At 43.9% G+C, this 20,000-nt stretch carries 18 protein-coding genes, 2 other RNA genes and 1 pseudogene; 9 read left to right on the top strand and 12 right to left on the bottom strand.

All coding sequences use genetic code 11. The features are described from left to right. Window positions 1-16 precede the first annotated feature (16 nt). The 3 genes from trpC to DLE54_RS07630 form a co-directional block, all read right to left on the bottom strand. Window positions 17-862: an indole-3-glycerol phosphate synthase TrpC gene (gene trpC, locus DLE54_RS07640; protein ID WP_110816769.1), complete on the bottom strand. Its 846-nt coding sequence runs from the start codon at window positions 860-862 to the stop codon at window positions 17-19. Window positions 863-902: 40 nt separating this feature from the next. Then, complete coding sequence (trpD, locus tag DLE54_RS07635; protein WP_011960865.1) at window positions 903-2,012, bottom strand: anthranilate phosphoribosyltransferase; 1,110 nt, start codon at window positions 2,010-2,012, stop codon at window positions 903-905. Between the two features lie 74 nt (window positions 2,013-2,086). Then, window positions 2,087-2,689: an anthranilate synthase component II gene (locus DLE54_RS07630; RefSeq protein ID WP_110816768.1), complete on the bottom strand. Its 603-nt coding sequence runs from the start codon at window positions 2,687-2,689 to the stop codon at window positions 2,087-2,089. 706 nt (window positions 2,690-3,395) lie between these two features. On the opposite strand from DLE54_RS07630, the gene glnA reads away from it, so the two are divergent. Further along, a complete protein-coding gene (gene glnA, locus DLE54_RS07625) occupies window positions 3,396-4,805 on the top strand; it encodes a type I glutamate--ammonia ligase (RefSeq protein ID WP_011960863.1) in 1,410 nt (469 codons plus the stop codon). Between the two features lie 80 nt (window positions 4,806-4,885). On the opposite strand, the gene DLE54_RS07620 is transcribed toward glnA, so the two are convergent. Next, window positions 4,886-5,611 carry an SIMPL domain-containing protein gene (locus DLE54_RS07620; protein ID WP_110816767.1) on the bottom strand — a complete coding sequence of 242 codons (726 nt, stop codon included), beginning with the start codon at window positions 5,609-5,611 and terminating at the stop codon, window positions 4,886-4,888. 342 nt (window positions 5,612-5,953) lie between these two features. Between DLE54_RS07620 and ffs the strand changes: the two genes are divergently transcribed. After that, window positions 5,954-6,050: signal recognition particle sRNA small type (gene ffs / locus DLE54_RS07615), an RNA gene on the top strand. A gap of 246 nt (window positions 6,051-6,296) precedes the next feature. After that, the gene (locus DLE54_RS07610) at window positions 6,297-7,478 is read left to right on the top strand and encodes a CinA family nicotinamide mononucleotide deamidase-related protein (RefSeq protein WP_110816766.1); all 1,182 of its coding nucleotides are present in this window, start codon (window positions 6,297-6,299) and stop codon (window positions 7,476-7,478) included. Window positions 7,479-7,695: 217 nt separating this feature from the next. Here DLE54_RS07610 and DLE54_RS07605 read toward each other — a convergent pair whose 3' ends face one another. The 5 genes from DLE54_RS07605 to rpsF all read right to left on the bottom strand — a co-directional run bounded on the left by DLE54_RS07605 (window position 7,696) and on the right by rpsF (window position 9,821). Continuing rightward, the gene (locus tag DLE54_RS07605; protein WP_110816765.1) at window positions 7,696-7,887 is read right to left on the bottom strand and encodes an excalibur calcium-binding domain-containing protein; all 192 of its coding nucleotides are present in this window, start codon (window positions 7,885-7,887) and stop codon (window positions 7,696-7,698) included. Window positions 7,888-8,071: 184 nt separating this feature from the next. Next, window positions 8,072-8,429, bottom strand: a transfer-messenger RNA (tmRNA) gene (gene ssrA / locus DLE54_RS07600). Window positions 8,430-8,648: 219 nt separating this feature from the next. Beyond that, a complete protein-coding gene (rplI, locus tag DLE54_RS07595) occupies window positions 8,649-9,143 on the bottom strand; it encodes a 50S ribosomal protein L9 (RefSeq protein WP_011960860.1) in 495 nt (164 codons plus the stop codon). A gap of 19 nt (window positions 9,144-9,162) precedes the next feature. Then, on the bottom strand, window positions 9,163-9,390 hold the full coding sequence (gene rpsR, locus DLE54_RS07590; RefSeq protein WP_007395263.1) for a 30S ribosomal protein S18: 228 nt from the start codon (window positions 9,388-9,390) through the stop codon (window positions 9,163-9,165). A 26-nt stretch (window positions 9,391-9,416) separates the two neighbouring features. Next, the gene (gene rpsF, locus DLE54_RS07585; RefSeq protein ID WP_011960859.1) at window positions 9,417-9,821 is read right to left on the bottom strand and encodes a 30S ribosomal protein S6; all 405 of its coding nucleotides are present in this window, start codon (window positions 9,819-9,821) and stop codon (window positions 9,417-9,419) included. 355 nt (window positions 9,822-10,176) lie between these two features. Here rpsF and DLE54_RS07580 point away from each other — a divergent pair, with 355 nt between their 5' ends. The 6 genes and pseudogenes from DLE54_RS07580 (at window position 10,177) to DLE54_RS07560 (ending at window position 16,808) form a co-directional block, all read left to right on the top strand. After that, complete coding sequence (locus DLE54_RS07580; protein ID WP_011960858.1) at window positions 10,177-10,887, top strand: NAD(P)H-binding protein; 711 nt, start codon at window positions 10,177-10,179, stop codon at window positions 10,885-10,887. Between the two features lie 103 nt (window positions 10,888-10,990). After that, window positions 10,991-11,509: a ribonuclease E activity regulator RraA gene (gene rraA, locus DLE54_RS07575; protein ID WP_110817357.1), complete on the top strand. Its 519-nt coding sequence runs from the start codon at window positions 10,991-10,993 to the stop codon at window positions 11,507-11,509. Between the two features lie 48 nt (window positions 11,510-11,557). Then, a pseudogene (locus tag DLE54_RS12255) lies at window positions 11,558-11,788 on the top strand (RNA-guided endonuclease TnpB family protein); the annotation flags it as partial. A gap of 85 nt (window positions 11,789-11,873) precedes the next feature. Continuing rightward, a complete protein-coding gene (gene mfd / locus DLE54_RS07565) occupies window positions 11,874-15,599 on the top strand; it encodes a transcription-repair coupling factor (RefSeq protein WP_110816764.1) in 3,726 nt (1,241 codons plus the stop codon). A gap of 198 nt (window positions 15,600-15,797) precedes the next feature. Then, window positions 15,798-15,938, top strand: a complete 141-nt coding sequence (locus tag DLE54_RS12025; RefSeq protein WP_155587035.1) for a hypothetical protein — start codon at window positions 15,798-15,800, stop codon at window positions 15,936-15,938. A 435-nt stretch (window positions 15,939-16,373) separates the two neighbouring features. Next, window positions 16,374-16,808 carry an HIT domain-containing protein gene (locus DLE54_RS07560; protein ID WP_007395256.1) on the top strand — a complete coding sequence of 145 codons (435 nt, stop codon included), beginning with the start codon at window positions 16,374-16,376 and terminating at the stop codon, window positions 16,806-16,808. A 101-nt stretch (window positions 16,809-16,909) separates the two neighbouring features. Here the strand turns inward: DLE54_RS07560 and fdx are convergent, their stop codons facing one another. The 3 genes from fdx to hscB form a co-directional block, all read right to left on the bottom strand. Beyond that, the gene (gene fdx, locus DLE54_RS07555; protein ID WP_011960855.1) at window positions 16,910-17,248 is read right to left on the bottom strand and encodes an ISC system 2Fe-2S type ferredoxin; all 339 of its coding nucleotides are present in this window, start codon (window positions 17,246-17,248) and stop codon (window positions 16,910-16,912) included. 83 nt (window positions 17,249-17,331) lie between these two features. Further along, window positions 17,332-19,284 (bottom strand): Fe-S protein assembly chaperone HscA, encoded by a 1,953-nt coding sequence (gene hscA, locus DLE54_RS07550; protein WP_110816763.1) that lies wholly within the window; start codon window positions 19,282-19,284, stop codon window positions 17,332-17,334. Between the two features lie 104 nt (window positions 19,285-19,388). Continuing rightward, window positions 19,389-19,940 (bottom strand): Fe-S protein assembly co-chaperone HscB, encoded by a 552-nt coding sequence (gene hscB, locus DLE54_RS07545; protein ID WP_110816762.1) that lies wholly within the window; start codon window positions 19,938-19,940, stop codon window positions 19,389-19,391. Window positions 19,941-20,000 lie beyond the last annotated feature (60 nt).

Raw genomic sequence — 20,000 nt, 5'->3', positions numbered from 1 at the left:
TAGAAGGTTATCGCTCTTACAGTGAGCTGAGTAGGGCGGCTAGGGTGTCGCCCGGATGCTCAGTTTTCATAAACTGCTCGCCAATTAAAAAGCAGTTTATGTGATGAGTGAGCATTAGCTGCATATCCTCAGTGCTATGAATGCCACTTTCGGTCACCAACAGCTGAGGTTTGGCTGACTGATTATCAAGGAATTCTTTGAGTTTTATGGAGGTTTGTAGGTCAGTATTAAAGGTGTTTAAATCGCGGTTATTGATGCCATAAATATTGTGCTCAGACGCCGGTAGCTTTAGGGCGCGCTCTAGCTCATGAAGGGTATGCACTTCGATAAGGACATCCATGCTAAGTTTGCAGGCCAAGTCATGTAGATGATGTAATTGCTTGTCATCTAAGCAGGCAACAATTAACAAAATACAGTCAGCGCCCAGTAGGTAGGACTGATAAATCTGATACTCATCAATCATAAAGTCTTTGCGAAGTACGGGTAAGCTACAAGCGGCTTTGGCCTGTTGTAAGTAGCTGTTATGGCCTTGAAAATACTGCTCATCAGTCAGTACAGACAGACAGGCAGCACCAGCTTGCTCATATTGCTTAGCGACTCGGCTAGGATCAAAGTTAGGTGAGATAATCCCCTTTGATGGTGACGCCTTTTTGACCTCAGCAATGATGCCTGGCACGCCAGCGCTTTGTTTGGCCAATAACGCTTGGGCAAAACCGCGGCGAGGGGCCTCTTGAGAGGCAGCAAGCTGCTCAGCCTCAGCTCTAATCGCAGGCAGCGCTTGTTGTGCTTTGGCACTGGCCACTTCAGACTCTTTGGTCAGCACAATTTTTTTTAGGATTGAGGGGATGGCATCATGCGTCATATTGGGCTCGTAGGGTTATCAATAATGAATTTAGCAAAAACTAGCGATCAAAGGTTTGGGTATATTCAGCCAATGCCTGCATTTTTTGCAGGGCTTTACCGCTTTGGAGGATGTTTTGGGCCTGATTTACCCCATTAGGGAAGTTACTGGCCAATCCGGCAACATAGATGGCAGCGCCTGCGTTTAAGGCAATCATGTCACGCGCTTTATTGACCTTGTTTTGAGCAATACCAAAGTCATTGGTCTCTTTACCAGATAGAGCGGCTTGTATCAGTTGCAGGCTTTGTTCAGAGGAGTTGACGTCAAGTCCGACTAAGGTCTGAGAGTCAATACCGGCATCTTCTGGGAAGATATCATACACGGTAACCTCACCGTCTTTTAATTCGGCCACTTTGGTACTGGTTGCCAGGCTGATTTCATCCAGTCTATCTTTTGAGCCGACCACCATCACATGCTTGGCGCCTAAGTTTTTGAATACGTGTGCTAAAGGCTCACACATATTATCAGTAAATACCCCAACCACTAAGTTTTTGACCCCAGCTGGGTTGGTCAGTGGGCCTAGAATATTAAATATGGTTCGTACTTTTAAAGCTCGGCGTACGGGAATGGCATGCTTCATCGCCGTATGGTGATTGGGTGCAAACAAAAAGCCGATGCCTTGAGTCTCAATACATTCGCGCGTTTGCTCTGGGGTGATGTTCAGATTAAGACCTGCCTGCTCCAGTAAATCTGAGCTACCAGATTTTGATGATACCCCGCGGTTACCATGTTTGGCGACAGTCGCACCTGCAGCAGCGGCCACGAATGCTGAGGCAGTAGAGACGTTAAATAAGTTACTGCCATCGCCTCCCGTACCAACAATATCGACCATATTTGTGCGGTTTTTTGGTTCAATTTTTTTGGCAAAATCAAGCATCACACTGGCAGAGGCAGTAATCTCATCAATAGACTCACTCTTCATATTAAGCCCTGTAAGTAGGGCGCCTAGCATGGCATCAGGGCAACGGCCATCCATAATAATGGTCATAATTTGACGCATCTCTTGTTGCGTTAGATCAATACGTCTGAGTATGCGGGCTAAGGCTGTGGTGAGAATGTCATGAACTTGATCATCAGTCAGCTCAGCGGTAGATAAGGCGGTATTTGGCATAAGTTCGAACACTATGTTGGGATAAGGAATAAAGGGATGGGTGTTATTTATTATACACAATCAAGCTTATGATGTTAGCTTGGTAATAAATTGTGCTGCATCAAAAAGTTATTAAACAGCTGCAGTCCGGCTTCACTTAAGATAGACTCAGGGTGAAACTGTACCCCCTCGATGGGCAGCTGCGTATGACGAATGGCCATAATCTCACTGATTGGCTCATTAGGGTGTATGCTTTGTGTCCAAGCGCTGACCTTAAGAGTATCAGGCAAGCTGCTTTTGTCAACAATCAGTGAATGATATCGGGTAAAGACGCTAGGATTATCCAAGCCTTCAAATACCCCTTTTTGATCATGATGTACCTGTGAGATACGGCCATGCATCACTTGTGGCGCGTGTATGACACGGGCACCAAAGGCTTGCGCGATGGCTTGATGTCCTAGGCACACCCCAAGTAGGGGCAGCTTATCGGCGAAGTGTTTGATAGACGGCAGTGTAATACCGGCATCATCTGGTGTGCCAGGGCCAGGTCCAAAGACAATTGCTTGCGGCTGTAAAGCATGAATATCAGCCAAACTTACCTGATCGTTTTTACAAACCCTAACCTTGGCGCCTAATTGCTGTAAATACTGAACAATATTATAAGTAAAGCTATCGTAGTTATCTAAAAGCAAAATCATAAATTATTATCACAAAAGTTATCGCGCCTATGAATAACAGATAGGACTGGCAATGATAAACGGAAAAAAGCAGCTGCTTAAGCTAACTGCCTTATACATAGTGCCCAATTATACCCAAACATCACGCCGTGATAAGGGCTTATGTTGCAAATATAAAAGCAAGCTTTAACGCTGGCGTCAATCGGTAATTAAACCATGAGCTATTGGGTGTGCCCATAAACCTAGATATTGCACCAAAATTATAAAATTTAATATATTATGCACAATATTGGTGCGTTAATATGCCATATTTTGCCCCAATTTGGTTTATGAATGTTTTTAGACGCACATTTTATGGCGTAAATGCGCTAAACTTGCTTTAAATATAGCGGTTTTTGGGGCATTTTGAGCCAGAACAAAAATATTGCGCCACTTTTTAACCTTTTTTTGAAAATCTGGCATGTCAGTTGCAACAGTTAGGTCATGAAAGCAGCAATGCTAAAAATGCCAAAATAAAGTGAACACACCAAAAACCAGTTGATCTTTAAATTTTGGCTATGATTTTAAATTACTGTCACCTATACTGAATTTTGATAAAATGAAAATGATGTGCCGCTTGCCTAACTAACTAAAAAAGCTAAGTACAGCATAATAAGTTCAAATTAAGTGCAGCTAATATCACTACCACAACCGAGTTCTTAGTAACCAATTAATGGAGAGACATATAATGTCAAACAAACTATTCGATCTAATCAAAGAGTCTAATGCCAAGTGGGTAGACTTCCGTTTTACTGATACGATCGGTAAAGAGCAGCACATCAGCTATCCTGCCTCAAGCATCGATGAAGATGTTCTTGAAGATGGTAAAATGTTTGATGGATCATCTGTTGCTGGCTGGAAAGGCATTGAAGCTTCTGACATGATTTTGCGTCCTGATCCAGAGACCGCATTTATCGACCCATTCTTTGATGCGACAACCGTTGTGGTAACTTGTGACATCATTGAGCCTACCACCATGCAAGGCTATGACCGTGACCCTCGTTCAATCGCTCGCCGTGCTGAAGAGTATCTAAAATCAACTGGCATCGGTGATACGGCCTTCTTTGGTCCTGAGCCAGAGTTTTTCGTATTTGATGACGTTAAATGGTCTATTGATATGTCAGGCGCGCGCCACCGTATCACAGCAGAAGAAGCAGCTTGGTCAACGGATAATGAATACGATTGGGGCAACATGGGTCACCGTCCACGTGTAAAAGGCGGTTATTTCCCAGTACCTCCAGTAGATAGCTCACAAGACTTGCGCTCAGTGATGTGTCAACGTTTAGAAGACATTATGGGCCCAGACCGTGTTGAGGTTCATCACCATGAAGTGGCCTCTTGCCAATCAGAAATCGGTGTGTCATTTAACACCATGGTTCGTAAAGCGGACGAAGTACAGCAATTCAAATATGTGGTACATAACGTAGCGCACCAGTTTGGTAAAACAGCGACCTTTATGCCAAAACCAATCGTTGGTGATAACGGCTCAGGTATGCACGTGCATATGTCAATCTCTAAAGATGGCGTAAATACTTTTGCTGGTGATGAGTATGCCGGTCTTTCAGAAACAGCGCTTTATTATATCGGTGGTATCATTAAGCATGCTCGCGCCCTTAACGCGATTGTTAACCCATCGACTAACAGCTATAAGCGTCTAGTACCTCATTACGAAGCGCCAATCATGCTTGCTTACTCAGCGCGTAACCGTTCAGCGTCTATCCGTATCCCATACGTCAGCTCACCAAAAGGTGTGCGTGTAGAAGCTCGCTTCCCTGATCCAACCGCTAACCCATATTTAGCATTTGCTGCTTTATTAATGGCCGGCCTTGATGGTATCCAAAATAAAATCCATCCTGGCGATGCTGCGGATAAAAACTTGTATGATCTACCTCCAGAAGAAGAAGGTTCAATCCCAACTGTGGCCGAAAACTTAGAGGTCGCGCTACAAGCACTAAAAGATGACCATGACTTCTTACTAAAAGGTGATGTGTTCACTAAAGATATGCTAGATGCGTTTATCGAGTTAAAAACTGAAGAAGTACGTCGTCTAAATACCACTGTGCATCCAGTAGAATTTGATATGTACTACAGCCTATAATCCTCAAAGATTTAGGTTAAAATAAAAAATCCCAGCACATGTGCTGGGATTTTTTTTGATAAATAAAGCGTCTTAAATATTTATCTCATAAATGGGATAAGCTCAATGGTACCATTGGCAGTAACAGCCACACGTGAGTTGCCGCCCTCAAAGCTTTGAGCAGGCACGCCCGCTTTAGCAGACGCATCACGCATCATCACCATTGGACGCGGATTATAGCCACTGTTGGTATTAATAGATACGTTAATAACTTGATAGCCACTCATGCCCCACGTTTCTGCCAATGATTTGGCTTGCTCTTTAAATTGTAAAGAAGCTTTTTTGATCAGCTCTTTTTCAAGCTCTTTTTGTTTTTTCTCAGAGACACCAAATTGAAGGTTTTGTACCACTAAGTTTTCTTGTAAGTTGGCCACAAGCTCACTGGTCTTAGCAAAGTCATTGCTCTTTAAATCAACGCTTACAGTGCCTGTCCAGCCAACAATTTTACCGTCATCATTGTACTTTGGATAAGTGTTTTGTTGACCGGTAGTGGCTGTCACTGTGGGGTAGCGCTTAGCAATACTTAGCGCCTGATTGATGGCTGTATTTAGCTGGGTTGCCAATTGCTTAGGGGTGCTTGCTTGAGCCTGTTTATATAAAGTGGCGGTTACTTCATCATTTTCTACTTCTTGATTGGCTTCTACATTAAAGCTAATTTGGTTATAACCTGTCGGCTCTGCTTGTGCGCCTTGAGCAAAAGCTGCAGCACAGCCAATAATTGATAGTAGGCCTACTTTAGATAATGATTTTGATAGTAAATTAGACATGAATTTATCCTTTTAATTGTGTTTATTAGTGTTGTTAATATAATTAAGTCTTGATAGGATTTAACAAAGGCTTAGCGTTTTAAATAAGCTTATAGTAGCTAAGATAACTGGATAATATCATGTTACATGTTTGCAGTAAGTGCAATCGATGTGAAAATTGTTACGCAATACTTTGGGTTTAGATAAGGGTGTAAATGCTTTTTTAGCGTCCTTTCGACCTAGATTTCAAATGACAATCTCTTGGGCGAACAATCTGTATTGACAGCAAAGTTTGCTGCGCATAAATTTGTGAATCTACTTGAAAATATTGAAAGTTTAGGTATAATACGTGCTTGGTGGCTCCATTGGTAGCCTCGCAACTTTGTACTACGAACCCCGCCAGGACCGGAAGGTAGCAACGGTAGTAGATACAGGGTGTGCCGAGGATGTGCTAGTGGGGCCATCTTTTTTTGTTCAAAATTTGATAAAGCTTACCAATATTACTAATTGCTTTATACCATAAGGCCTGACACGGTGACGTGTCAGGCTTTTTTTGTATTTTTTATACCGTTTTAGACAAGTGCTCGGGTTTCTTATGCAGTAAGGTAGACCATAAAAAGCAACCAAGTTTTTCACCCTTACACGTTATAATACCAACAACAGCTTATGGCGCTCCATTCAACTAAAAATTATAAGGGTATCTTTTATGAAAGCAGAAATTATTGCAGTAGGCACAGAGATATTACTTGGCCAAATAGTCAATACCAATGCTCAGTATATGGCTGAAGTACTGGCCGATTTAGGTGTCGATGTATATTTTCAAGGGGTCGTAGGCGATAATATGGCGCGGATCCAAGAGGCGCTAAAAATTGCCAGTCAGCGCTCAGACTTAGTGGTATGCTGCGGTGGTCTAGGTCCCACAGAAGATGATTTAACCAAAGATGCCGTGGCTGAATTTACTGGTGCTAAGCTTGTGATAGATAAAGAGGCTGAAGCAAAAATCATGCAGCTGTTCAAAGACGGCAGTGAGTCGCTCATCACCGCTAATAAAAGACAGGCCAATACCATTGAGGGTAGTCATTTATTAAAAAATGAAGTGGGTCTGGCCGTGGGTTTTGTGCATCAGTACAACGCAACCTATTATGCAGTGATACCAGGGCCACCTCGAGAGATGGCGTATATGTTTGAGCATGAGCTGAAGCCATGGCTCGATCAGCTACTGGGTGAGCGCCGTAAACTGTATTCAAAGTACTTGAAATTTGGCGGTATCGGCGAGTCGGCTGTAGAGGATAGACTCAAGGACTTAATTAGTAGCCAAGGCAAAGTGTCTTTGGCGCCTTATGCGGGCATTGGTGAGATAACCGTGCGTTTGAGTGTGAAGGCTAATAGTGCAGAGGAGGCGGAGCATGACTTTGCGCCTACCGTGCAACGTATAAAACAGCGCTTAGCTGAGCACTTATATAGTGAGCAAAATGAAAGCTTAGAGCAGACCTTAAGCCGTCATAACCTCAAAGATTTTGGTGTTTTGGAGGTGAATACCAATGCTTATCTGAGTCATAGGCTACTTAGCTGCGATGATGAGCATGATAATGTGACACTAAGTGTGACCAAGTTTGCTGCACCGCCGTTAACTGAGCCTATGGTAAATGAGCAGTTCATGCAGTTTATTGAGGATCATCAGCTGGCTAATGCCATCGGTTTATTCCACTGCCATGACTTGCCGGCCACGCAAGTTGCCTCAGGTAGAAGTGCTAAGAGGTTTTATATCGCTTTGTGCATTGATGGCAACATATCTATTATTGAACGTGAGCTTATTGGGGACAGACAAGCGGTACATATTAGAGCCGCGAAAACGGCCATATATCTGTTTTTAAAGCACTGGCTATAAATAACTATTATTAAATTAAAATGGCTTGTTTAAATAGTCAGGCAATACCAACCGTGGGTTTTTATACCAACAATAATACCAACATTTATTTTTGAAATTGGCTTACCTTAAATAGGCTCAAAAAAAAGCTTGTCACAAATTGGTGGCAAGCTTTTTTTTGGGTGCAGATTAATGAGACCACATTTATTGTGATAAGCGGGTTAGCAAGACAGCTTTGTTATTTTAAAGCTTCACAAGCAATGCCATCTTTATCGCGATCCAAGGATTGATAGCCGGGCTTTTTGGCATCAAAATAAGCCTGTGCTTCTCTTTGCGATTTGAAGTCAGAACACTTAACCCGAGCGGCTTGAGCGGGAAGACTGCTGGCAATCAAAACCAGCGAAATAGTGGTCAATAACAATTTTTTCATGATGATCTCCTCATGATAAGAGTAGGTATTTATGTCTATGAGCTCAGTCTATGAGCTCATTTTATCAAAGATAAAAAAATAGGGCATTACTGGTAAGTTATAACCCTATTTCTAAAATGGATATATAAGCTTTAGGCATAAAAAAAAACTTGCCACAATGAATGTGACAAGCTTTTTTAGTGTTTGGTGGAGATGGCGGGAGTTGAACCCGCGTCCGCCAGCACTACGCTCATGAATCTACATGTTTAGGGTCTGTCTTTGGCTTTAACCCGCACCGAACCGACAGTCAGGTTGGATAGGGCGATCCTTTAAGTTTGAACCTAAATGATTAAGGCAATCATTTAAGCGAACCCATATGCGTGCGCTTCAACTCGTCTAACCCACTATGGGTAAAGGGCAGAGGAGTAAGCAGGGTTTAAGCTGCTAGAGCGTAAGTTTCGTCGTTTGCGACTATAACAATATATGTTTGATTAACGAGAGGACATATACTCTCGACATGCATCATTGAGTTTCATCACCAGCGTCGAAGCCAGAACATCCCCAATTGAACGAGTAATTATATAGACATTTTTCATCGAGCACAAGCCAAGTAAGCCGGCTCTTACATTAGGTAACATATTAATATAGATAACTAATTTTACCAAACCCCTTACCTATAAAAAAAGACAGCCTAAGCTGTCTTTTTTTGATCTCTACAACCAAAAGCGGTAGATAACTATCAAAGTAAGAATAGGTGAGGGCGCTTGGCTCTCAGCTATAAATTACTCTGCGTCTTCTTCAGCTTCTTGTTGTGCTGCTTCTACATCACCATCTTCAGAAAGAATAGTAACTAGGATGCTAGCAAAGATATCGTGGTGTAGTTGGATGTCAACGTTGTATTCACCCACTTGACGTAAAGTACCTTCAGGTAGCTTAACTTCAGCGCGATCCACTTCAAGACCAGATTTGGTAAGGGCATCAGCGATATCGCGAGTACCGATAGAACCAAATAGTTTACCATCTTCACCAGATTTAGCGCGCATGATAACGTTAACGTCAGTTAAAGCTTCAGCACGTTTGTTAGCAGCTGCTAACTCTTCAGCTTCAATTGCTTCAAGCTCAGCACGACGTGCTTCGAACTTCTCAACGTTAGCTGGTGTGGCAGGTAGAGCTTTACCTTGTGGGATAAGATAGTTACGGCCGTAACCTGATTTTACATCCACAGTTTCGCCAAGTTTACCAAGGTTGACGATACGCTGTAATAAAATAACTTGCATGAGTCACTCCTAAGTTGGCTTACTGATGATTGTCAGTGTATGGTAGCAATGCTAAGTAACGAGCTTGTTTGATAGCAGTGGCTAATTGACGCTGATATTTGTTAGACGTACCAGTGATACGGCTAGGAACAATTTTACCATTGTCACTGATGTATTGTTTTAGTAGCTCAACATCTTTATAGTCGATGTGAGTAATACCTTCAGCGGTAAAACGGCAAAATTTGCGACGGCGATAAAAACGTGCCATGGATCTTCTCCTTAAATGAGCTTAAATTATTCGTCAGAATCGTCGTTAGACTCATCATCCTGATCGTTGTCAAAGTTTTCGCTACGTGGAGCTTTACGGGCACGCTTCTCATCAGCACTTTTTGCTAATTGTGAAGGTTCAGTAATAGCGTCGTCACGACGAACAACTAAGCTACGGATGATAGCGTCGTTGTAACGGAATAGCTCTTCAAGCTCTTCTAGAGTTGCACCATCACACTCGATGTTGAATAAAACATAGTGTGCTTTATGGATTTTGTTAATTGGGTAAGCCAATTGACGACGGCCCCAATCTTCAAGACGATGAACCATACCATTGTTGTCTTGAACTAATTTGATATATCGCTCAACCATTCCGACTACTTGGTCGCTTTGGTCAGGGTGTACGATAAGCACCACTTCGTAATGTCGCATTTAAGACTCCTTACGGATTAGTAGCCATTGACCCCATGTCAACAGCAAGGAGATTTATAGCAAAGACAGATAATAAAAATAAAAGTAACCATCTACAATAAAATAATTTTTAGGATAAAGGCTGTATAATTAAAGCCCTTTCAAAATTACTTGTTGCTATAAAGCGGCGGATTATAACAGTTATTGGCGATATTAACAAGCTTTGTATCAAATGGTTTCAATCCTCAATAACTGATTGAGCGAAGGGGTAAAAATGTTTAGAGTAGCCTGCTACTATGATTACCTTTGAAAAACTTTATAAAATCAGCAAAAGCTGTGCGCGTTACAAGAAGCGTTATCAAATAGGTACTAAGTTATGAAACGTAAAGCCATAATTATAGGCGCAACTGGACTGGTTGGTAAGCAACTGGTAAACCACCTAAGTTTAATGTATGACAGCTTGATCATCGTGGCCAGAAAGCCACCAAAGCGCATGTCTGCAGAAATGCAGTTTTATCAATTGGGCGATTTTACCAACTTACAAGAAATCATGGCCAGTATCGCCATTGGCTCAGATACAGATGCTTTTACCTGTTTGGGCAGCACCAAAAAACAGGCCGGTGGTGAAGAGGCCTTTAGACGCATTGATTATGAATACAATTTCGAATTTGCCAAAGTGTGCCGCGAAAAAGGAGTGCAGCGCTTCTTTTTATTGTCCGCTCTTGGAGCAGATGTCAAAAGCCGCTTTTTTTATAACCGTGTTAAAGGCGAGCTTGAGCAAGCAGTAAGCGAGCTGGGTTTTAATGAATTGGTCATCTTCCAGCCGTCTTTACTACTTGGCAAACACAAAGGGCGCGTACTTGAAAATACCGCTCAAAGTATTTATAAGGTATTCTCGCCTTTGGTGCCTAAGACCATGAAGGCTCGTCCTATTGAGGCACAAAGAGTCGCCGCTGCTATGGCGGTAACCGCTCAAAATTTATATGAGCGCCATAGATTTATGGATGCCCAGACAGAGTCGCAAGTACATAAAGTAACCATTATAGACAATAAACAACTGCTTGCGATGACCCAATTAAAGTCTTAAGCTAAACACAAGGCTGTTTTTAGCTTAAAATCAAACTGGCTGATGTCTTAAGCCAAAAAGATGTGCAACCATAATACTATTTGAGGGAACAACCATGACTGAGATGACCAAAACCAACTTTGTGACCTGTGATTTGTTAGATGCCAATCCTGAAAGCCAAGTGTGCTTGCCTAATATTGAAGGCAAGTCTTTTTATAGTTTTGGGGGTAAGGACAGATTTTGTGGTGAGATTGTTACGGTTAAATGCTTTGAGGATAACAGCCGTGTTAAAGAGCTGCTAAATACGGATGGCCGAGATGCCAAGGGTGAGGGCAAAGTATTGGTGGTTGATGGCGGTGGCTCAATGCGCTGTGCACTACTTGGTGATATGATTGCCCAATCAGCCATTGATAATGGCTGGGCTGGCGTGATTGTTTATGGCTGCGTGCGTGATGTGGATGACATGGCACAAATGGATATCGGTGTCATGGCGCTTGGCTGTATTCCTCGTAAGTCCAACCGCCGCGGCGAAGGTCAGACGGATATCGAAATTCGTTTTGGTGATTTGACCTTAAATTCAGGCATGATTATCTACGCTGATAATAACGGCATTATTGCCAGTGATAAACCACTGATTGCCTAGTGTGCCTAGCCGCTTATTGTTTTATTTTTATTATCAGCGGTCTGAGCACCGTTTAAGATGTCAGCTATCAAGTATCTACATATAAGACAGACCGGTAAATGATCGCTGAAATTAACCATTCAACTGTCACTATCTAAAGCTTAGAAGCTTGTCACAGATGTCGTTGATAACCTATCACCATATCAAATCAATACGCTTTAGATAGTGCAAGACAATCGTAACCGGTGGTACGCCTGTATCACTGTTAAAGACTATATGGATTGGGTATCAAAAATTGGTTGTTGCCATTTTTGTTCGTATAATAACGGCCTTCCTACTTAGTTTTAGCACACTGGCCTTTGATAAGGATACATACTACACCGTTATGCCTAAATTTATTGAGCACCCTTTAACCGATATTTTTACCCCCACCAACGAGCAGTTATTTCCTATCGATAAGGCGCAAAAGCGCTGGCTTTATCCGGCTTATGCAGCAGCAGGCAGCTTATGGCTGGCCAGTTTAAGTGATTGTCCTGTGGCCAATGTCGCCAATAGACTCAAGGTGGTCGTCACCAAAGATCAAAACCAGCTCAACCAAATCGAGACAGAATTGGCATTTTGCGGTGTCGATGCTTATGTGTTTCCTGATTGGGAGACACTAACCTATGATGAGCTGTCACCGCATCAAGATATTGTCAGTGAGCGTATCAATCTATTAACCGATATGCCAAAGCAGGGCATTTTACTGATTAGTATTCAGACGCTGATGCAGCGTATGGCGCCGCCAAGCTGGCTGATTGGTCAGCATTTTGATTTAAGCGTTGGTGATATTTTTGACATCAATCAACAACGAGAGATGCTCGCCGCAGCCGGCTATCGGGCGGTGGATAATGTGTTTGAACCCGGTGAATTTGCGGTGCGCGGTAGTGTGATTGATATCTTCGCCATGGGTCAGCCGTTTCCGCTACGCTTGGATTTGTTTGATAATGAAATTGAGACCATTCGATTTTTTAACCCGCAGACTCAGCGCACACTGTCTACTCAGACCTTGATGGATCTGGTTGCAGGCCGTGCCGATGCCAATAGTGCCAATCAGCATGATTTAACGGTTGAATCCTTATCTCTACTGCATAAGCTGCCTGATGTGTCTAAGCCAATCACTCAGTTTCAGATCTTGCCGGCCAAAGAGTTTCCGCTAGATGAGGGCAAAGAGACCTTCCGTAATAACTTTGCAGCCATGTTCCCCAATGTCAGTAGCCGCAGGTTTGAGCTACACAAAGACGTAATGGCAGGCATTGCCAGTAGTGGTCTGGAGTACTACCAGCCATTGTTTTTTGAAATAGAGGATTGGTCACAAAATGGCCATTTATTCTCCTATTTCTCCAAAGATACCCTGTTTATTATCGATGAAAATACGGCTGAGGCGCAGGCTGACTATTGGTCACAGATTCAGCGCCGTTATGAAGAGCGCCGTCATGATATCGATAAGCCAATTGTAGAACCTACATTGCTTTATTTACCAAGCAATAGCTTAAATGAGATGCTCAATGCGTATCCGCGCGTTATCTTAAGCCAAAGTGACTTAGCAGCTGCCGATAATACCCAAAGCGGTAAGGTAAAACTGCCGGCACTGATGCCGCCTGAGCTGCCGGTCAGTCATCAAAAAGCTGAGCCTTTATTAGAGCTTTTAAATTATGCCAGTGCCGGGTGGGATGACAACACCACTGAGGCGGCTTTAGCGCGCCCAATCCTAGTGGTGGCCGAGACTGCTGGCCGACGTGAGATTTTACTTGAGCTATTTCGCGGCAAGCTTAATGTGCAAACCTTTGATAGCTTACAGCAGTTTTTAGGCAGTGAGTTGTATCAACAATCATTGATTAAAAACACCGCATCCGCTAGCAACACTAAGCCAACGGTGGGTCTGACCATTGCGCCCATTGAGCGCGGCGCAGTGATTGATCAGCATTTATCCATTATCAGTGAAACTCAACTGTTTGGTCGTCAAGTGCTACAAACCCGTCGTCGCCGTCAAAGCGATGTGTCCGAAGAGTTCTTAGTAAAAAGTGTCACCGAATTAACAGAAGGCAGTCCGGTGGTGCACATTGACCAAGGTATTGGTCGTTATCATGGTCTAATCACTCTAGACATCGGTGAAGGTGAGCAAGAATTTATTCATCTAAAATATGCCGATGATGCCAGTATCTATGTGCCCGTGGCCAATCTACAGCTGATTAGTCGTTATAGTGGCGGTGATCCAGCACTTGCGCCTTTGCATAAGATTGGTAGCGGTAAATGGGATAAGGCCAAACAAAAAGCACTGGAGCAAATCCACGATGTGGCGGCTGAGCTGCTTAATATGCAGGCGCGCCGTCAGGCCAAAGAGGGTATCCACTTCAAGGTGGAAACGGCTCAGTATGAGCTGTTCGCCAGCCAGTTTGCCTTTGAAGAAACCCCCGATCAGGCCAATGCCATCGATGCGGTGATGCATGATATGAAGCAGAACAAGCCGATGGATCGCCTGATTTGCGGTGATGTGGGCTTTGGTAAAACAGAGGTGGCCATGCGCGCGGCCTTTATTGCGGTAAATAGTGGCTATCAAGTGGCGGTACTGGTGCCGACTACCTTGCTGGCAGGACAGCATGAAGACAACTTTAAAGACCGCTTTGCTGATTGGCCGATTCGAGTGGAGACGCTTTCTCGCTTTGGGGGCAAAAAATACCAAGATCAAGTGCTAGAGGATCTAGCAGCAGGCAAAGTAGATATTGTTATTGGCACCCATAAGCTGCTACAAAAAGACGTGAAATTTGCCAATTTAGGCTTAATGATTGTTGATGAAGAGCACCGCTTTGGGGTACGCCACAAGGAGCAAATTAAAGCCATTCAAAGCGATGTTGATAGCTTGTCTATGACTGCCACGCCCATTCCGCGTACGCTCAATATGGCATTGACCGGTATGCGTGACATGTCAATTATTGCCACTCCGCCGGCGCGCCGCTTGTCGATTAAAACCTTCGTGATGCAAAAGACAAATCAGCTCATGAAAGAGGCTATTTTGCGTGAACTGCTGCGTGGCGGTCAGGTGTACCTGCTGCATAATGATGTTGCTAGCATCGAGCGTATGGCAGAAAATATCCGAGAGCTTGTACCAGAGGCTCGAGTCGGTGTTGCGCATGGTCAGATGAATGAGCGTGGTCTTGAGCAGGTGATGCAGCAGTTTTATCACAAAAAATTCAACGTGCTGGTGTGTACCACCATTATTGAGACTGGTATTGACGTGCCCAATGCCAATACCATTATCATCGAGCGCGCCGATAAATTTGGTTTAGCACAGCTGCATCAACTACGTGGCCGAGTAGGGCGTAGTCACCATCAGGCTTACTGTTATCTTCTAGTGCCTTCGGTAAAAGGCCTAAAAGGCGATGCCAAAAAACGCTTAACTGCCATTGAGCGTGCCAATACCTTGGGCGCAGGCTTTATGCTGGCCAGTGAGGACTTGGAGATTCGCGGCGCTGGCGAGATACTGGGTAAACAGCAAAGCGGTAACATGCAGGCCATTGGTTTTAGTCTGTACATGGACATGCTAGAGCGGGCAACCAAAGCCATTAAAGCGGGCAAAGAGCCGGATTTAAACACGCCGCTGTCGTTGACCAGTGATATTAATCTTCACAGCTCCGCGCTGATACCTGAAGATTACGTCAATGATGTGCCGCAGCGCTTACTATTTTATAAACGTATCAGTAATGCGGAAGACAAAGAGGTGCTTACTGACATTCGTACCGAAATGATTGATCGCTTTGGTGCGCTGCCTGATCAGACCAAGCAGCTGTTTGCGATTCATCAGTTGCGGGTATTGGCTGAGCCTTTGGCGATTTATAAGATTGATGCGACCAGCAACAGAGTTATCCTAGAGTTTGCCCCAGACACTCCGGTTGAAGCACTAGCAATTATTCAGCTTATTCAGTCTGATGGCAATCGCTACCGTATGAATGGTGCCTCAGGTATCCGCTATACCAACCCGGATAAGCTTGACACGCCAGCCAAGCGGGTAGAGGTAGTGCGTGAGCTGCTCAACCACTTTACCCGTCATGTTAAGGACAAAGCGGCTCAGTAGTCGCTATTTTGCTAAGTGCGCGCTGGTAAACAGTAGCCGTTATCACCGGTTGTGCTTATACAATGGGTGACAAAATAGCGGGGTCATAAAATCGTCATCATTGCTTAATGAGTTTGTCATCTAGGGCGGGTATCTTGTAGTTATTGAACAGATAACAACAAACTAAATGACAAACCACCCAAGCTTAGGAGGACGAGAATGACCTTATTTAATGTTTTATCAAACAATGCATCAAACAATCTGTCAAACGCTGCAACCGTGTGCTTAGCAGCAGATTTAGAAGAGCTTCAGGTACCCGACTGGTTCGATGATGACGTTGAAGATGCTATGGAGATGTAATCGGCTGTAGCGCGGCATAGTAAGCTTACGATAATAACAACGGCACAATAACAATAATAAGATTTTAGGGATGAATGCTTTTTTAGCAGGATGCTGATTATAAAAATAACAGCAAGTAGCGACTTGTGTATCTCGCTCAAGGTCGATGGGTTGGTTGGTTTTGCTGGCTTGAGTCAGTCAGCTGGTAAACAGTAGGTGACCCCATCTTGATGCATAAAACAGTCTTGAGCTCTCAAGGCTTTTTTTTTGGTTAAAGATTAATGGTTATGCACTAAGCATCAAGTGAATCATCAAGTCATGATGCACCGGCATTGGCTAATGAAATCTAAGCAAAGTTGGCAAAAATATTAAACATGGTGTTGCATCTATAATATCGGGGCAATACCTGATAAAATATCGAACTGCAGAATCATTAAAATAAATAAGAGAGCCAATATGTTTCAACTTCATCCAACGCTTGCTAAAGATTCGTTTTTAGTTGGAGATTTCCCGCTATCAACTTGTCGTCTAATTAATGACTGCCAGTTTCCTTGGTTGATTTTGGTACCTAGAGTGGCGGGCGTACAAGAGATTTATGAATTATCTCCAGCCGACCAAGCACAATTTTTGCGTGAGTCCAGCTGGTTATCTAGTCAAATGGCCAAAACCTTTAATGCGGACAAAATGAATGTGGCTGCTTTAGGCAACCAAGTCCCACAGCTGCACTTTCATCACATTGTACGTTATCAAAATGATTTGGCTTGGCCAAACCCAGTTTGGGGGACGCCAGCAGTACCTTATACCCAAGAGGTGTATTTGGCCATGCAGCAGACACTTATGATGGCGCTCAGAGGCCACAATCAGATGCCATTTGATTGGCAAATGCAGTAAGCTTTTATAAATTTATCGTGATAAAAAAAGACACCACATTAATGCGGTGTCTTTTTTTATGGCGATAGTTTTAGATGAAACAGTTCGCTGTAATGGATGGCTTAATGGTTCTCTTTTGCGTGGTTTAGCGTGTATTTTGGAATTTCCACTACCAGGTCGGTATCATCAACCTGTACCTGACAAGACAAGCGAGAGTCAGGCTCTAAGCCCCAAGCTCTATCTAGCAAGTCAGCTTCGATATCATCCATCTCCTCTAAGCTGTTAAAGCCTTTGCGTACAATAACGTGGCAAGTGGTACATGCCTTAGACATCTCACACGCATGCTCAATTTTGAAGCCTTTTTCAAGAAGACCCTTACAAAGGTTCACACCGCTTTCTAATTCAACTTCCGCACCCTCAGGGCAGATTTCGTGATGCGGCAGTAAGGTAATTTTTGGCATAAGATTTTCCAATAGGTATTTTTAATAAAGTCAGATTTGTATCGATTAGAATATGAATCACTGGGCCTAGGGTCTAGCAGCTGTTACCAAGATTCTGTGCTGGTGCCAGCAAGTGATTGCTTAACACTTTGATCCATAATTCGGGCGGCAAAGGTATCACTTAAAGGCTTTAACACGGCCTGTTTTGCCTCCACATCGGCTTTAAGTTGCTGCAGCTGTTCTGGCTCAGCATTCAAGCTAGAGGACACCTGATTTAGAGAGTCACTTAGTGCGCTCATGGCTTGTTGTAAGTCAGTCACCTCAGTGTCAGACAATAAAGCCCCAAACTCTTGTAGAGCAGACTGTAACGCCAACACTTCACGCTCAGCTTCTACTTTGGCTTCAATAAGACTGCGAGATAACTTATCTTGAGCGGCATTTTCAAAGCCTGCACGCAGCAGTTGTTCTTGCTGCTCATCGCTTAAACCATACGATGGGGTGATTTTGATATCGCTCTTAACCCCAGAGGTCGCTTCAAAAGCGCTGACTGATAGTTGTCCGTTGGCATCGATGTCAAAGGTCACTTCAATGCGGGCAAGCCCTGCTTTCATGGGTGGTATACCATATAATTCAAAGCGGCCCAATGAGCGGCAATGCTCAACCGTATCACGCTCGCCTTGTACCACATGCACCACCATGCCAGTTTGGCCATCTTGATAGGTAGTAAAGGTCTGTTTTTTGGCCACAGGAATGGGGGTATTACGTGGAATAACCACCTCTACCAAGCCGCCCATGGTCTCAAGGCCTAAAGACAGTGGGGTGACATCAAGCAGTAATACGTTGTTTGACTTGTCTTTTTTAATCAGCTGATCGGCCACTTGCGCCGCACCCAATGCCACTACTTCATCAGGGTTAAGATGAGATAAAGGGGTTTTGTTAAAAAATTGCTCAACCGCTTGCTGTACTACTGGCATACGCGTCGAGCCACCGACCAAGATAATCTCATCTAGTTGCTCAATGCTTACGCCGGCATCACGCATAACTTGCTCACAAGTGGCCAACGTACGGCGAGTGATGGGCTCGACGATTTGGATCAAGTCTGCAGCGGTTAATGTGCCTGACCACTCGATGTCAGCGATATCAATACTCACATCAACACGATCACGATGCGTAAGTGCTTGTTTAAAGCCTTCTGCCTGACGTGCAATATGGGTGCGCTGCTGAGCGGTTAAGTCTTTTGGGTTTAGATTGGCCTGTTTTAACAGCCAGCCCATAATTTGGCGATCCATATCATCGCCGCCCAAAGCACTGTTACCGCCTGTGGCCAGCACCTCAAACACGCCCTCATTCATCTTAAGCAAAGACACATCAAACGTGCCACCGCCAAGATCATAAATCAAAAACAGTCGCTCTTGTTGAGCCTCATCGCTTGAGCCGGCAGCACGGTCTAAGCCGTAAGCTACGGCAGCAGCGGTAGGCTCATTTAATAATCTAAGCACCTTCAGACCGGCCAATTGAGCAGCATCTTTTGTCGCTTGGCGCTGAGCTTCATCGAAGTAGGCAGGCACGGTAATCACTGCACCTTGAATACTATCGTCTGGTAGAGCACGCTGAGCCCGATCTTTTAGGGTGCGAAGGATGTCGGCCGAAACTTCAACAGGGGACACATTGCCCTGCCCAGTCACAAACGAGGGCATAGCATCTGCGCTAGTCTCGCTTGATTTGAGCTGATACGGATGTGAGAACTTAATGTCTTTAACACTACGGCCCATAAAGCGCTTGGCTGAGATGATGGTGTTAACGGGATCGGTCTCAAAATAAGACAGTGCCTCGCTACCGACGATAGGGGCGTTAGTATCATTAGCAGTACCGTAATAAACCACCGAAGGCAGTAATTTGTCTTTGGTCTTAGCATCAGCGGTTTCAAGAAGTGCTGCCTTACCTGAGCGTACCACAGCGACCATAGAACGCGTTGTGCCTAAGTCGATACCTAGAGCATATTTATGTTCATGCGGCTTTGCGCTTTGGTTGGGTTCAGCAATTTGTAATAAGGACATAACACACTCAATTTATTTATAGCAAATGATAAAAGAATTTAAAATAACACAGTCGGTACGATCATGATCAAAAAATAAGACGCTCAGTAAATACGTAGATGATGTTACAGATATAAGTCATCATCATCTGGCTGACGCTGGCTGTTATCTACCGCTGTGTCCATATCTTTTTTTAGCTTGACCAAAAATTTAAGCTTTTGAGTCGCATCCATCGCCATTGGCCAGTCATGATGGTCATAAGCTTGGATAAAACGCTGAGATTGGGTAGCAATGCGATCATCTGCGGTAACTTTGAGCTGCTCAATACGTAGCAAATCTGTGTTAGCTTCGGCATCATCTAAGGCCATACGCATGTCCATCGCGTCATCTAAAAAATCCAAATCAGCAATAGAATGATCGGTATTAAGCTCTTGACCGGACAGCTCTAATAGATAATTGGCTCGGCTATCAGGGTGTAGCAGGATGTCATAAGCATGGTTGATAACCGCAGAGTTTTGCTCTGATGAGGCTTTATCTAAAGCGCTAAGCTTGTCAGGATGGAACTGGCTTTGTAGTTGCCTTAAGCGTTCACTAAGCTTGTTATTATCGATGTCAAAAGCAACAGGCAGCTCAAATAAAGCGAAGAAGTTGGCAAAAGTAGGGGCAGTATCAGACATAGGATTAGGATGCTTACTGTGGGTTGAGGCGAATTATACTGGTTTAAAAGCTCAAAGCTG

It is taken from the genome of Psychrobacter sp. YP14, assembly GCF_003209315.1.
Classification (GTDB): Bacteria; Pseudomonadota; Gammaproteobacteria; order Pseudomonadales; family Moraxellaceae; genus Psychrobacter; species Psychrobacter raelei.
This window is presented reverse-complemented; position numbering and strand designations above follow the sequence as displayed.

Coding starts and splice junctions, on each gene's coding strand:
- fdx (WP_011960855.1), bottom strand. CDS start 17,248: ATGCCAAAAATTACCTTACTGCCGCATCACGAAATCTGCCCTGAGGGT.
- trpC (WP_110816769.1), bottom strand. CDS start 862: ATGACGCATGATGCCATCCCCTCAATCCTAAAAAAAATTGTGCTGACC.
- hscB (WP_110816762.1), bottom strand. CDS start 19,940: ATGTCTGATACTGCCCCTACTTTTGCCAACTTCTTCGCTTTATTTGAG.
- DLE54_RS07605 (WP_110816765.1), bottom strand. CDS start 7,887: ATGAAAAAATTGTTATTGACCACTATTTCGCTGGTTTTGATTGCCAGC.
- glnA (WP_011960863.1), top strand. CDS start 3,396: ATGTCAAACAAACTATTCGATCTAATCAAAGAGTCTAATGCCAAGTGG.
- mfd (WP_110816764.1), top strand. CDS start 11,874: ATGCCTAAATTTATTGAGCACCCTTTAACCGATATTTTTACCCCCACC.
- hscA (WP_110816763.1), bottom strand. CDS start 19,284: ATGTCCTTATTACAAATTGCTGAACCCAACCAAAGCGCAAAGCCGCAT.
- rpsF (WP_011960859.1), bottom strand. CDS start 9,821: ATGCGACATTACGAAGTGGTGCTTATCGTACACCCTGACCAAAGCGAC.
- DLE54_RS07560 (WP_007395256.1), top strand. CDS start 16,374: ATGTTTCAACTTCATCCAACGCTTGCTAAAGATTCGTTTTTAGTTGGA.
- DLE54_RS07620 (WP_110816767.1), bottom strand. CDS start 5,611: ATGTCTAATTTACTATCAAAATCATTATCTAAAGTAGGCCTACTATCA.
- trpD (WP_011960865.1), bottom strand. CDS start 2,012: ATGCCAAATACCGCCTTATCTACCGCTGAGCTGACTGATGATCAAGTT.
- rraA (WP_110817357.1), top strand. CDS start 10,991: ATGACCAAAACCAACTTTGTGACCTGTGATTTGTTAGATGCCAATCCT.
- rpsR (WP_007395263.1), bottom strand. CDS start 9,390: ATGGCACGTTTTTATCGCCGTCGCAAATTTTGCCGTTTTACCGCTGAA.
- rplI (WP_011960860.1), bottom strand. CDS start 9,143: ATGCAAGTTATTTTATTACAGCGTATCGTCAACCTTGGTAAACTTGGC.
- DLE54_RS07610 (WP_110816766.1), top strand. CDS start 6,297: ATGAAAGCAGAAATTATTGCAGTAGGCACAGAGATATTACTTGGCCAA.
- DLE54_RS12025 (WP_155587035.1), top strand. CDS start 15,798: ATGACCTTATTTAATGTTTTATCAAACAATGCATCAAACAATCTGTCA.
- DLE54_RS07580 (WP_011960858.1), top strand. CDS start 10,177: ATGAAACGTAAAGCCATAATTATAGGCGCAACTGGACTGGTTGGTAAG.
- DLE54_RS07630 (WP_110816768.1), bottom strand. CDS start 2,689: ATGATTTTGCTTTTAGATAACTACGATAGCTTTACTTATAATATTGTT.